General features: G+C 50.6%; 10 protein-coding genes. 1 reads left to right on the forward strand and 9 read right to left on the reverse strand.

Annotation, left to right across the window (positions count from 1 at the left end; all coding sequences use genetic code 11):
• Positions 1–6: 6 nt before the first annotated feature.
• The 7 genes from EBB54_RS20745 to EBB54_RS20775 all read right to left on the reverse strand — a co-directional run bounded on the left by EBB54_RS20745 (position 7) and on the right by EBB54_RS20775 (position 7740).
• On the reverse strand, positions 7–753 hold the full coding sequence (locus EBB54_RS20745; RefSeq protein WP_125128803.1) for a hypothetical protein: 747 nt from the start codon (positions 751–753) through the stop codon (positions 7–9).
• Positions 743–2095: an ABC transporter permease gene (locus tag EBB54_RS20750; protein ID WP_016298570.1), complete on the reverse strand. Its 1353-nt coding sequence runs from the start codon at positions 2093–2095 to the stop codon at positions 743–745. Before EBB54_RS20750 ends, EBB54_RS20745 begins: the two co-directional genes overlap by 11 nt.
• Entirely contained in the window at positions 2068–2742 is a 675-nt protein-coding gene (locus tag EBB54_RS20755; protein WP_125128804.1) for an ABC transporter ATP-binding protein, read from the reverse strand. The genes EBB54_RS20750 and EBB54_RS20755 overlap by 28 nt, the downstream gene beginning before the upstream one ends.
• 140 nt (positions 2743–2882) lie before the next feature.
• Complete coding sequence (locus EBB54_RS20760; RefSeq protein ID WP_125128805.1) at positions 2883–4124, reverse strand: sensor histidine kinase; 1242 nt, start codon at positions 4122–4124, stop codon at positions 2883–2885.
• Complete coding sequence (locus EBB54_RS20765; RefSeq protein ID WP_016298567.1) at positions 4112–4792, reverse strand: response regulator transcription factor; 681 nt, start codon at positions 4790–4792, stop codon at positions 4112–4114. The genes EBB54_RS20760 and EBB54_RS20765 overlap by 13 nt, the downstream gene beginning before the upstream one ends.
• A 364-nt stretch (positions 4793–5156) precedes the next feature.
• Positions 5157–5618 carry a helix-turn-helix domain-containing protein gene (locus EBB54_RS20770; protein ID WP_125128806.1) on the reverse strand — a complete coding sequence of 154 codons (462 nt, stop codon included), beginning with the start codon at positions 5616–5618 and terminating at the stop codon, positions 5157–5159.
• A gap of 247 nt (positions 5619–5865) precedes the next feature.
• On the reverse strand, positions 5866–7740 hold the full coding sequence (locus EBB54_RS20775; RefSeq protein WP_125128807.1) for a substrate-binding domain-containing protein: 1875 nt from the start codon (positions 7738–7740) through the stop codon (positions 5866–5868).
• Positions 7741–8061: 321 nt separating this feature from the next.
• Here EBB54_RS20775 and EBB54_RS20780 point away from each other — a divergent pair, with 321 nt between their 5' ends.
• Positions 8062–8232: a DUF362 domain-containing protein gene (locus tag EBB54_RS20780; RefSeq protein WP_004072227.1), complete on the forward strand. Its 171-nt coding sequence runs from the start codon at positions 8062–8064 to the stop codon at positions 8230–8232.
• Positions 8233–8527: 295 nt separating this feature from the next.
• Here EBB54_RS20780 and EBB54_RS20785 read toward each other — a convergent pair whose 3' ends face one another.
• Together EBB54_RS20785 and EBB54_RS20790 are read right to left on the reverse strand one after the other, a co-directional pair.
• Positions 8528–9931: an ABC transporter substrate-binding protein gene (locus EBB54_RS20785; RefSeq protein WP_125128808.1), complete on the reverse strand. Its 1404-nt coding sequence runs from the start codon at positions 9929–9931 to the stop codon at positions 8528–8530.
• Positions 9932–9968: 37 nt separating this feature from the next.
• Positions 9969–12524 carry a hybrid sensor histidine kinase/response regulator gene (locus tag EBB54_RS20790; protein ID WP_125128809.1) on the reverse strand — a complete coding sequence of 852 codons (2556 nt, stop codon included), beginning with the start codon at positions 12522–12524 and terminating at the stop codon, positions 9969–9971.
• Positions 12525–12744: the final 220 nt, after the last annotated feature.

Raw genomic sequence — 12744 nt, forward strand, 5'->3', positions numbered from 1 at the left:
GCCAAATCAATTCCCCTCACGTATAAGCCGCCAAACCGCCCCCGCCAGAATCAGGTCTGCCGAAAGCAGGACTGCCATCCTCCCTGTTTCGAAACTGCCGTTGACCACCGGAAACAGATATGCCGCGCTGCCTTCCTCTATAATCTGGAGCCGGCAAAGCGACCAGTAGCCCAGAGCGGACAGGTAGCCCGCGAGAACATGGCTGCCTATCTGAGAACATACAAGCCCCAGCAGTCCCAGAAAAACCGCATAAAATACCGCCCCCCAAACATATTTCCAAAACGGGAATGTACATTGGCCGCGCCGCATGACAAAGGCGAAGGCCGTCACCAGGACGGCGACCATCGAACAGCCGCATAAAAACCTGAGCCCAATGCTTTTCCTGTAGGGCCATGCCTTTGTGTAAATGATTTCTTTAACGCCGTTTCCCATCTCCCCCTTTGTAATCGGTATCAGGATCAGCGCCCCGATCAGAGCGACAGACTGTTCCAGGCAGTGTGCCGTGCGGGCAGCATCCAGGTTCGAGATCCCTCTGATCGCCGGAATCACCAGTAAATATGCCGCCGCCAGGAATACACTATTTTTAAACGTGATCCGGAAATCTGCCTTGAAAAAATCTACCGTGATTTTATATGAAGTATGTCTCATTTCAAAAATCTCCCTTGCCTTTTTCTGTGAACCAGGTCTTACTTCGAAAATCTCCCTTGCCTTTTCTGTGAACCAGATCCAAATTTCCTCCTTCCTATCCTGCATGAAACGGATCTCTCCCGGCCCTTTTCCGGCTGTATACAACAGCGGACAGCCCCGCAAGCAGCAGCGACAGGAGCAAAAACAGCCCCCTGTTTAGGCATATCACTGCAAAATCCCGGCGGATCAGCTCGGAGCCGTTCAGCATGTTATGGCGGATCATCAGCGTATACAGCCGCGTATCTCCGGAAAGCCCGACAGCAGACGAATCCAGAAACCACCACACAAGCTGTACCAGAACCGCAGCCGGCGCAGACGTGAAAATGGTCAGAAACATTCCCAGGGAGGTAACAATCATTGCCGTAGGCAAAAGCCACCACAGAATATATTTGATGAAGGCAAATCCATCCACTGCAATTCCCGTATCTGCAGAATATTCCATCAGCGGCAGGAGAGACTCAAAGCTCAGCAAAACCACCGGCAGCATTGCGGCCGCAAGGAGCGCAAGAAAACGTGTGAAAACAAATTTTACAGTACCGATCTGCCTGCAGTCTATCAATTCCTTCATACGGTTCCGCCGGTCCTTCAGCCAAAACAGTACAGCGGCAAAAACAGGGTACAGGCCCAGCGGCCTTGACATATAATCACAGTACAGCCTGGCGAACGCGGCGCTTACCTTGTCATCATAGATCGTCTTATCGTATTCCTCCTCCGCTTCCTCATAAGTCATCTCATCCAGTCCGTAATACTGCCGGAGACTTTCCATCGAGTAGCCTGAGCTCTTTCCGATCAATTGCTCTGCCTTTGCCATAAGTTCTATAAATCTTTCATAAGACACCTGGGATATAAATTGCTTTGTATGATCTTTTTCATTTCTTGTATCGGCGTCCTTTCCCATTTCAATGACAGCCTTTCCGTTTTCGTCCTGTTTGACACTGCTGTGATTGATGATATTTCCATTGACAGAAGGAAAATACTCATCGGGGAGATCCCGGATCTGCTTCTCGCTCAAACCGGTTATTTCGCAGAGAATCTCCAAAATCTCTGCCTGCCCCTCCTCGTCTAACACCACTTCCTTATAATAGGAAAACGGATAGGATGCATAGGAATTGTTCAAATATTCTATGATCAGAAGGTTTGTACCGCCGCACATGATCTTCTCCGGTATTTCTTTGTTTTTCATTCCGTAGCTTTGGGCATTCTTCTTTGGCTCTGCCAAAAGAGAACCGTTTGGGGATTCTGCATAAGTGGAACCCACGTCTCTTTTGGAAGCCTGGATCTCTTTTTCTGTGACCCCGTAAAAATTTTCGTGCCAGTGCAGAAACACCAGGCCGAGAAACAGCACATAAACCAAACTGCAGCAAACGTTTCTGCATTCTTTTAGGAACAGCATTTTTTCCACCCCCATTCGCTGGTCTCCCCTTCAAAGATCATCCGGCCACCGCTCAGAACCGCCGCCCTCGGGCAGACTGCCTCAATGTCTTCGTCAATATGTGTTGACAGCAAAATGATCCGATCCCCGGCAAGCTCCGAAAGTATACGATAGAAACGGGCTCGTTCCTCCTGATCCAGTCCTGCGGTCGGTTCATCCAAAATCAAAAGACCGGGATGGTTCAGCAGCGCCTGCGCGATACCGAACCGACACTTCATACCGCCTGACAGAGTCTGGAACCGCTTGTTTTTTTCCTGCTCCAAGTGGGTCTGTTTCAGCAGTTCGCGGATACGCTCTTTTCGGATATTCCGCGGAATTTCCGACAGAATCCCCAGATAATCCAACGCCGAACCGACGCTCATACCCGGATACACCGAAAATTCCTGGGGCAGATATCCGATCATTTTTCGGATTTCTTTTTTCTTCTTTATGTCAATTCCATTGATTTGCACCGTGCCTGACGACGGCTCCGACAGGGAGGCGAGAATACGCAGCAAGGTCGTCTTGCCGGCCCCGTTTCCTCCCAATATGCCATATGTCCCCGATGAAATGTGCAGTGAAATGTCATCCAAAACCGTTTGGTTTCCATACGTTTTGCTTAGATGCTCAATTTTGATTTCCATATAAAACCTCCTCATATTTCTGTTTTCTATAAGGAGATTCTCTCATACAAAAGTCAATTTTTCGAAAAAATTGCCGGCTGTTTTTGCGCATGTGGGTGAAGTGGCTGTGAATAGTAATAAAAAAATCTGATTCGAATGATTTAATCTGCGGCCCGCTCTCCGGAATCTCCGCATTTGCTTATTTTTGCCGTAACCACCGCGCCGCCGGAGCCGTTTTCCAAATGCAGCGCACCGCCCAGCTTTCCGCAGAGTATCTTACAGATTGAAAGCCCAATGCCGAAATCTCCGCCGCCGGTCCTGCCGGGACATGTATGGAGCGGTGCGCTTTGGGTATAAAAAAGTAAAGCGGCGCAGCTCAATTCCTCCTGTGCAAACCCCGCTCCGTCATCCTGTATGGAAAATGAAACGCAGTCGTCCGTTTCTTCAATTATTAAGACGATTTGCTTCTCTGAAAAGCGAAGCGCGTTGCTGAAAATATTTTCCAGCACTTTGGAAAGCATGTCCTGATCTGTCCGTATAAACGGTGTTTTGGAAAAGTCCCGTATTTCCAACTGCCTTTTATTCTGCTCTGCCAGCATTGAAAACGCGCTTGCCATATCCGCAATCCATTTTTTCAGATCCATTTGCTCTGTTCGGATTTCAATATCCTCCATCTTCTGTACGTCCCTGACGCAATCCACATATCGTTCCAGCCGGGATGCGGCGGCGGTCATATTTTCAAGGGTCGTCCGCAGAATATCGCCTGTCAGCGCGTTTTTTTCCGCCGCCTTATTCAAATAATCCAGATACCCGCCGATCACGGTGATCGGTGTTCTTAAATCGTGCGAAACGGAGGCTGTCAGGGCTTTTCGTTCCTGCAGCATGTCCCACATTTTACAATTGTTCTTATACAGCTCGTTTCTCATTTGTTCAAACGTATCGCATAGCTGCCCAAGCTCGTCCCGGGAACTGTATTCCATCCGGAAATCCAGATTCTGCCCGGAAATGTGGTGGATTCCGCTTTTCAGATCCTTAAGCGGGGCCTGCAGCTTCCATTTGTAATAAAATTTTGCCACAGCCACGGAAGCAAGAATGATATAAATAACAGGCAGCATTACCATGAAAACTGTGACAGCCCGGTAATTCCTTTGATTTTCTCTGGATAATGTTCCGTAGGCGAAGTCATTCGGCTCAACGACCATTCCCCCGCTTTCCCCATGATATTCATCCGTATAGCCGTAAATATGGAGGGGCCTGGTATCCAGGATGCTCTGCCGCATCCCCGAAAATGCCAGTACCGTAATTATGATAAGCACACTGACTATACTCAGGCAAAAAACCGCCAGCAATACCAGCGACTTCTTTAATGACATATTTTGAAATACGTTCTTTATTTTACCCATTTGTATCCCACTCCCCAGACTGTAGCAATATAATTTTTCTCCGTAAATTCCGCGAATTTCAAGCGTATTTTCCGAACATGTTCCTTGATCACCGCGCTGTCCCCGTTTCCGTCGATCCCCCAGATGCGTTCGTAGATTTTTTCCCTGTCAAATACCTGTCCCGCGTTCATGGACAGCAGTTGGATGATTTCAAATTCTTTGTTTGACAGTTCCACGGAATGCCCTTGGATATAAAGGCTTCTGTCTGAGTAATCGATAATGAGTTCTTCCGAAAATCTGCTTTTCGTTTTGCTGCGGGTTCTCATTTCCCGGCGCAGGTGGGCGGAAATCCTTGCCAGCAGTTCATCCATCGAGAACGGTTTTGTAATATAGTCGTCCCCGCCGACCATCAGCCCGTTTATTTTGTCCTGCTCCGATACTCTTGCGGTCAGAAAAAGAATGGGACAGGTTACAAACTCCCGGATGGATATACAAAGATCAATCCCGTTCATGCCGGCCATATTGATATCCAGCAAAATCAGATCCGGGCAGTGTGATAATTTTTCCATAGCTTCCTCCGCATTTCCAGCGGTATAAACCATATAATTTTCAAATTCCAGCTGCAATTTCAGCATGTCCGTGATTGACTGCTCGTCATCCACAATCAAAATTTTATATTTTTGCTCCATAAAATCTACTCCTTCTGCCTGTATCCCCAAGGGCACCCCGTTATGGCCAGTCGGCCTTTTATAATGTATACCCAAGGGCACCCCGTCATGGCCAGTCGGCCTTTCACAATGTATGTTTTATAACACTGAAAAGTCAATTTTCTGTCAAAATGTAAAACGTATACTGCTTTACACACACTCGCTCCGGAACTTTTTCTATGCGGAACAAAAAACCGGAGACTGCCCGGCCAAACGGAATATTCCGCAGACGCAAGGCAGCTCCGGCTGTTTTTTTATGAAAGGTCGGAAAATATTTCCAACTGTGCGGTTGCACGGATCTTTGCGAATTGCTGAATGGGTTGGCTGCTCCATAGAGCATCCAATCTCACAGCTTGAAATTTTTTGCCCAGATCCATATTACGATTGCAGTTGCGATAAAAAATTCAGCAAACAGGACGGGTTTTCCCCATAGTTCCCATCCGAGGGAGAAAAAGAAGTAATGCCCGGCAAAAAATGACGCGAAAAATACCAGATATACGGCAAGCGAATACAGGATATTTTTGAAAATCCGGGAACGTTTTTGTTCCCTGTCCATCATCTGTTTCTGCTGCTGTTCCAACAGGTCTGTCTTGACCGACAGTTCGTCTATTTCCGACGGTTTTAACAGATAATCCACGGTAACGTCGAATGCCCTGCTCAGTTCCACAAGCTTTTCTACCTCGGGTACGGCCTGCCCGTTTTCCCATTTGGAAACGGATTGTCTTGACACATTCAATTGTTCGGCTAACTGCTCCTGTGTCAGTTCTTTCCCTTTGCGAAGCGCTATAAGCTTTTCTGCAAATTCCATAAAATGTCCCTCCTTTATTTGTAACCGGTCTGCACAACAGATGGAATGCCTGCCGTTTTTTAACCAATCTGTACGCAGATGTTTTCATGCGGCAGTTCCAAACTGGTTTTCTGCAGTTCCCTTTGTTACTTGCAAAAATCTTACCAAAACTCCCGGTTGCATTCCAGAAAGCGCAGTTTACATCTGAAGGTCAAATTGTGGAATCCGTGCTTAATATAGCGGCACATTACTGCACTGGTGCACTATTTTAGTCATACAGCATCTTCTTTATGGACTCATCATTCAGATTATCCTTCGTCACCCAGAGATACCCGGTGCTGACCTGCGCCTCATTCCCCGCCTGCAGGACGGTCCTTGCCGCCGCCACCACCGACGCATACCCGATTCCAAACGGATTCTGCACGACCAGCCCGGCAATCTCTCCCTCTTCCAGAGCCTTTAGCTGATCCTTGCTCACATCAAATCCCATGAGGACGATCTTCGTATTCTCTGTCCACTCATTTTCCGTTGAAGTATCGTCTGTCCCGCCGTCCTCGTCATTGGAAATCTGATCCCCGGATGTATCCTTGTCCGTTCCGTCTGTTTGGGATTTTCCCTCGTTTTTATCATCATCGACCGAAGCAGGTTCGTTCTTTCCATCCCCGTTGGAGAGGGTTCCGTCATTTCCATCCTCTGCAAGGGCGGTTTCATGTTTCTGCCCTCCGTCTGCAGATGCCGGAACGGTCTTATTTCCATCCTCATTTTCCGAATCTGCCTGGGTGTCCTGTTTCTGCGCATCCTTCTCTGATTCGTTACCGCTTTCCTGAGAGTTCTGCGCAGATGCTCCGACCGTTTTCCTCGCATCTTCTCCGGATTCTCCGGGCGTCTGCCCGTCTTTACCGCTATCCTCTCCGGACTCTCCTGACGCTTGGCCGACTCCGTCGCTGCCCTCTCTGGATTCTCTGGACACTTGGTCATCCTTCCTGCTGTCCTCCCCGGATTCTCCGGACGCCTGTTCGCCTTCCTCACTGTCCTTTCCGGGCTCTTCCGGCGTCTGAGCGTCCTTCCCGCTGTCCTTTCCGGACCCTTCCGGCGTCTGAGCGTCCTTCCCGCTGTCCTTTCCGGACCCTTCCGGCGTCTGAGCGTCCTTCCCGCTGTCCTCGCCGGACTCGTCCGGCGACTGACCGTCTTCCCCGCCGCTTCTGGCCTTCTCCTCCTCTGCCTGCCTGATAGCATGCAGGCCCAGCATGGTTGTGCTGTCATTGGTTCCGAAGATTCCCTTCAGGCCCGGATGCCGTTCGATCATGTACTGGATCACGTCCGCGTCGGAGAAGCTTTCCTTCTGCACCTCACGTTCTCCCTCTTTCAGCCCTTCATTGTATTCATCCGCCATCTGCTTTCGGATGTCGTCCAGCTTGTCGCAGTAAACGACCTCCGCCACATTGACATCCGGATGCTTCTCCGTCATCTCGTCCTGGAAGCTTTTCAGACGTTCCTTGGCCGTTTCCGACTTGGAATCGTGGACAAGAACCAGCACGTCCCCTTTGCCGCCGATCTCATTCGCCAGCTTGTAAGCCCCTGTTCTGGCCGCCTCCTGGTTGTCCGTCTTGACGGTACACTGGATTCCCGGATATTTATTTCCGGAATCCAGGGCTATGATGGGAATGCCGTTCTCCGTGGCAAGATCAAACTGCACCGTGCAGGCGTCCTCGTCAATACTTGCAATCCCGATCACATCCGGGTAGCGGGACAGCTCCTCATCCAGGATATTTACCTGCTCATCAATGTCCTCCGACTTGGCAGGCCCGTTGTAAGTCACCTTTATTTTATCATTTCCCGTATAGCCCAGCTCTTTATTGAGATCCTCGGCCGCCTGCACAACGCCGCTCCGTACAGATTTCCAAAAAGCGGTTGCTTCTGATTTTCCGATGATCGAGATATAAGACCCCTTCTCCAGCTTCAGCCCGCGGACGTCCCTGTAGGCCGACGGCGTAATCGGATTTAAGCTGGACTGGTACTCCGGCTCTTCCGATGCATCCCCCGTAAATGTATCCTGGCCGCTTTCTCCGGCACATGCCCCTGCGGACACCGTAATCGCAGCGGCAAGCACAATAGCCGCAATCTTCACAAATCTCCGTCTCATAACAAAACTTCCTTTCTTCTTTTTCATTATGATTCACAGCAGCGGCAGCCCTCAAAACGCTCAAGTATTCCGGGCCGATTCCGAATGACTGCCGCTTTTCTTCTATTTTACCCACACTATAATACTATACACGATTTTCGTGAAAAAAAAAGGAATATTTTCTTAAGGTTATTATGAAATTCCTTGTATATTTATCTTTTTTGTATTAAAATAGAAAAAGCAATGGAACCCATTGCAGAAATCAAGTCACCGGAACAGCAGCCGCAGAGTCAGGCGCAGGATTCCGGGAGTACATTATAATTAAAAAGGAGGATACATATTATGGCACGTGTGATTAATGACGAATGCGTTAGCTGCGGTACTTGCGAAGCAGAATGCCCGGTAGGCGCTATTGCAGAGGGAGACGGAAAGTACGTGATTGATGCTGATGCATGTATTGACTGCGGAGCATGTGAAGGTGCCTGTCCTACAGGCGCAATTGTAGAAGCCTAATTTATTCAGTCAAATACCCCGCAGCAAAACTGGCGGGGCATCAAAATTCCAGCGCAGCAAGCTGCGGGGTATTTGGTCTACACTCCGTTTCAATCGTTGCCAAATAAGTGTCACTTACATTTGGCAGCCATCGCGGCAGTCACCGGATATCCATGCAGGCATGGCTTCTTGCCTCGTTGCTTTACGGAAATAAAACAAAAAGCGCCCCGGGATCTATTTTCCCGGGGTTGTTTTCGTCGCCGTATCTATTGTTCTCATTTTTCCAACGCAGCTTTCGTCGCCGTATCTATTATTCTCATTTCTCCAGCGCAGCCTTCGCCGCCCCGTCCGCAGTCTCCACGAATGTCTTTACAGCCGCATCCACCGGTTCACCCTTCCCTACATCCTGCAGCATATGCCACCATGCAGTCCTCGCCTGTGCCCAGCCCGGCGTTACCTGGTAGTAATCCCCCAGATACTTTGTGAAAATACTGTATTCCCGCATAATATCATCGTTTACATAGATGTCGTCCATCTCGCACACCGGCCAATACAGGGCGGTCTGAACGGATTTGACGTACTGAGCCTCATTTCCCGTCATATATCTGATAAATGTTTTAGCCGCTTCGAGCCGTTCCTCATCTCCGTTGTCAAACGCTCCGAAGCCCCAGATGCCCCCCTGCAGATTCGGCGTGCCGTCATCGGTGGGAAAAGACATAGGAAAGATATCAAAGGCCCGCTCCGGATTCATGGCCGTCTGGCTGATCTCCATAGACACATTCCAGCAAAATGCCATTGCAAGCTCTCCGCCGGCAAACATTGAAATCTCGTTTTCCCCTACCATGTCCGGTTCAAAGGAAATGCCGTCCAATTCCCGCAAAAACTCCAGCGCCCGGATATTTTCCGCGCTGTCAATCGTATATTCTTTATGCTCCGGATCCGTAAACGTACCTCCATAGAGGTTGTTGACCAAAGCGCGGGTTCCCTGGTCGCCTCCCTGCCCGCCGCAGTATACAATGCCGACCTTCTCCTGACCGTGTGCTTTCAGGGCTTTGACTGCTTCCGCAAAATCCTCGGTCGTCCACGTGCGGTTCTTTTCGTCAATGTATTGCAGCGCCCCCGCCTCTTCAAACATCTCATAATTGATGGCCATACAGTGGGTTGTCATGCAGATAGGGAACTCATAATATTCCCCGCTGCGGTGCCTGCAGGCACTGCGGACATTCTCATAGATTTTATCTGATATGCCGTCCTCCTCCCACAGGTCGGACAGGTCTGCCATCAGCCCGTCGTTCCCCCAGCCGGCAACCAGACGCTCCGGCCCTTCCAGAACCAGATCCGGAGCCTCGCCGGCCTCCACAGCTCTGGCGATTTCCTCGTCGCCGCTGATGTAATCCAAATATTTTACGGATACAAGGATTTTCGGATATTTCTGCATAAAGTCGGAAATCAGCCCCGCCACCACTACGGGATTTCCCCAGTTTCCCACCGGGTAGGTCCAAAGTGAGATCTCAATCTCCTTCCCTTTGGAATCCTCCGATGCATCCGATGAAGCATCGGCCTTCTCATCCTTTGCCGCGCTGCCGTTCGGTTCTCCCGCCGTACCTCCGCCGTCCGTACCGCCGTATGCCTTACCGCCCTTGTTTCCGGACGGAGCCCCGCAGGCGGCAAAGCTTGCGGTGAGACACACCGCCAGCAGCAAAGCCAGCATTTTCTTCATATTCTGACGACTCCTTTCCGTTTCTGGTTCATCCCTGCTATGGCTGCAGATATTTTTCCAGCAGGCGGGTTACCTCCTGCATATCAATGGGCTTGGGAACGTGGGCGTTCATGCCGCAGTCCAGACATTTCTGTACATCGTCCCGGTACGCGTCCGCGCTCATGGCAATGATCGGGATCGTGTCCGCATCCTCCCGATCCATATCCCGGATCGCCCGTGCCGCCTCATATCCGGTCATCACCGGCATCCGCAGATCCATCAGGATCACATCATAATAATGCAGCGGAGACTGTTCAAACATGTCTGCACAAATCTTGCCGTCCTCCGCCCAGTCCAGTTCAATGCCCAGATCCGAGATCAGTTCGCTTGCGATCTCCCAGTTCAGTTCATTATCCTCCGCCAGAAGCGCCCGCTTTCCCGCAAACTGGGCGGTCAGCTCCACCTCCGCCGGAGACTCTTCCTCCATCGTAACAGCCAGAGGCTTAAGTCCATAGAACAGTGTGGACTTAAACAGGGGTTTGGCAAGGAATCCATAGATCCCCACAGCCTTGGCTTCTGCCTCCACCTCACTCCAGTCGAATGCTGCCAGCAGCAGAAACGGCGTTTTGTCACCGCAGAGCGTTCGGATCTCCCGTGCTGTCTCAATACCGCTCATACCCGGCATATCATAATCCAGCAGGATGGCAAAATAGGATTCTCCTTGTTCCAAACGTTTTTTCACTGCCTCAAGCGCTTTCTGCCCGTTCAGCGCCCAGTCCGCCTTGACACCGATTGCCCTCAGCGAAGCAAGATCATTTTCACAGTGTATCTCGTCATCATCCACGATCAGCAAGTCCCAGTCCGGCAGTTCCATTTCCCGTTCCTGCACCGTCGCCTTTTCCATATCCACCGTGATGTGGAACGCACTTCCCCGGCCCGGCTCGCTTTCCACCTTGATGGAGCCGCCCATGGCCTCCACAATATGCTTGGTAATGGTCAGGCCCAGCCCGGCGCCTGCCGTTTTCTCAACCCGGGAATGATCCTCCCGGATAAAGGATTCGAAAATCCGGTCTTTTAATTCCTGAGTCATACCCACGCCGTTGTCCTTCACCCGCAGATGAACCCGGATATAAGAATCCCCCCTGGGAGAGGGCTCTTCCTGCAGTACAAGCTGAATCCGCCCCTCCTCCGGCGTAAACTTCACGGCATTGCTCAGAAGGTTGAGCAGGATCTGGTTGATGCGCACGCTGTCCCCGCATACATTTTCCACGGTCACGTCGCGCACATAGACATCCAGCTTCTGCTTCTTCTCCTTCACCTGGGGACGCATGATCCCCACAATATTCAGCATCACATCGCGCAGAGAAAGCTGTTCCACATTGAGGATCAGCTCCCCGTTTTCGATCTTGGACATATCCATGATATCGTTGATCATCCCCAGCAGATGCCCGCTGGAAAATGCGATCTTCTTCAGGCAGTTCTGTACCTGCTGCGTATCTTCTATATTGGAAATAGCAATGGTCGTCATGCCCACGATCCCGTTCATAGGCGTCCGGATGTCGTGGCTCATATTGGAAAGGAATTCGCTCTTTGCCTTGCTGGCACGCTCCGCTGCCTTCCGCGCTTCATCCAGGGAATTCATCTGCTGCCGCATCAGCCGGAAATACCCGGCAAATACCAAAAGCATGGCCAGCACGATCAGCGCGCAGTCCGCCAACGCCGTAACGGTCCACTGGTTTCCGAAACGGTCAATGGTCTCGTCCATCAGGTTATAAGACATCCCGACCAGCAGATACCATTCGGAATTGGGCAGGCGGGTGCAGTACATATGCCGCCGTTCCCCTTCCAGCGTAAACTCGATATCGTACTCTTCATTGACCTCCATGGCGTCCTGCAGTTCCTTGATAAAGTCCTCCTTCTCCATGCCCAGCACGCTGTCATAGCGTTTTCTGACCCGTTCGAAGTAATTGCCGCCGTCCAGCCCGTCTCCCCGGTAAATAAAGTCGCCGTTCTTAAAGATCATATAATATTCCATGGACGTGTCGTTGATGCTCAAAGCCAGGGTCTCGCCGATGTAGCTGATGGGAAGCCCTGCCACCAGCGCAATGCTTTCTCCGCCCTTCTTCATGGGGTAAACCGCCGGCATCCCCATCAGGATCACCATATCCCCGAGCCGGTCTGTGGCTGCCGCAATCTTGCTGTGGCCGCTGCGAAGCGACCGCATAAACGCGTCCGGGTTGGTTGGATCGGCGTCATTGCCGTAGATCATCTCATATCTCCCGTCCTCGGAGACGAGCGCAAGGCTGGAAAACTCCCGTACCCGCCCGTTGTGGGCCAGAGTCACACGCATCATATCCACATTCGACACATTGCCCGGCGGAACGGATTCTACCAGGTCTCCCACCTGGGCCAGCCGCAGTCCGATGGTGGCCCCGAAATGCTCCGCCACATGGTCACCCATCCCGGACATGTAAATTCCCCCGATATCGCTGATCGTCTCCGCGCTTTTCTCCCTCATAAGCACTGCCTGAAACGTGAAGACAAAAATACATAGGATCAGCACAAAAATCAGGCTGACAATAAGATATCGTGTGTTTTTACTCTTGCTCTCCATCTCAATCCCGGTCTCCTTCCCAAAAGTTCCATAAAGGGAAAATCTGAATAGTTATATAATATCACTTTTTTCCCCATCCGTGAAGTACGTTCTGTAATAAAAAGTATAAATAAACGCCGGAAAAGATTGTCTTTATTTGACGAACGCTTTTTTTCATTACTTCCCGCCCCGTATGGTATAATAGGGGCGAACACAGGCGGACAGGCCGAAAAAAGCGGAC

The sequence above is a fragment of the Schaedlerella arabinosiphila genome (genome assembly GCF_003885045.1).
Classification (GTDB): Bacteria; Bacillota; Clostridia; order Lachnospirales; family Lachnospiraceae; genus Schaedlerella; species Schaedlerella arabinosiphila.

What these genes read in the sequence shown, in the direction of transcription:
- EBB54_RS20780 (WP_004072227.1), top strand. Translation starts at nt 8,062, where the DNA reads ATGGCACGTGTGATTAATGACGAATGCGTTAGCTGCGGTACTTGCGAA.
- EBB54_RS20785 (WP_125128808.1), bottom strand. Translation starts at nt 9,931, where the DNA reads ATGAAGAAAATGCTGGCTTTGCTGCTGGCGGTGTGTCTCACCGCAAGC.
- EBB54_RS20745 (WP_125128803.1), bottom strand. Translation starts at nt 753, where the DNA reads ATGCAGGATAGGAAGGAGGAAATTTGGATCTGGTTCACAGAAAAGGCA.
- EBB54_RS20760 (WP_125128805.1), bottom strand. Translation starts at nt 4,124, where the DNA reads ATGGGTAAAATAAAGAACGTATTTCAAAATATGTCATTAAAGAAGTCG.
- EBB54_RS20765 (WP_016298567.1), bottom strand. Translation starts at nt 4,792, where the DNA reads ATGGAGCAAAAATATAAAATTTTGATTGTGGATGACGAGCAGTCAATC.
- EBB54_RS20770 (WP_125128806.1), bottom strand. Translation starts at nt 5,618, where the DNA reads ATGGAATTTGCAGAAAAGCTTATAGCGCTTCGCAAAGGGAAAGAACTG.
- EBB54_RS20750 (WP_016298570.1), bottom strand. Translation starts at nt 2,095, where the DNA reads ATGGGGGTGGAAAAAATGCTGTTCCTAAAAGAATGCAGAAACGTTTGC.
- EBB54_RS20790 (WP_125128809.1), bottom strand. Translation starts at nt 12,524, where the DNA reads ATGGAGAGCAAGAGTAAAAACACACGATATCTTATTGTCAGCCTGATT.
- EBB54_RS20755 (WP_125128804.1), bottom strand. Translation starts at nt 2,742, where the DNA reads ATGGAAATCAAAATTGAGCATCTAAGCAAAACGTATGGAAACCAAACG.
- EBB54_RS20775 (WP_125128807.1), bottom strand. Translation starts at nt 7,740, where the DNA reads ATGAGACGGAGATTTGTGAAGATTGCGGCTATTGTGCTTGCCGCTGCG.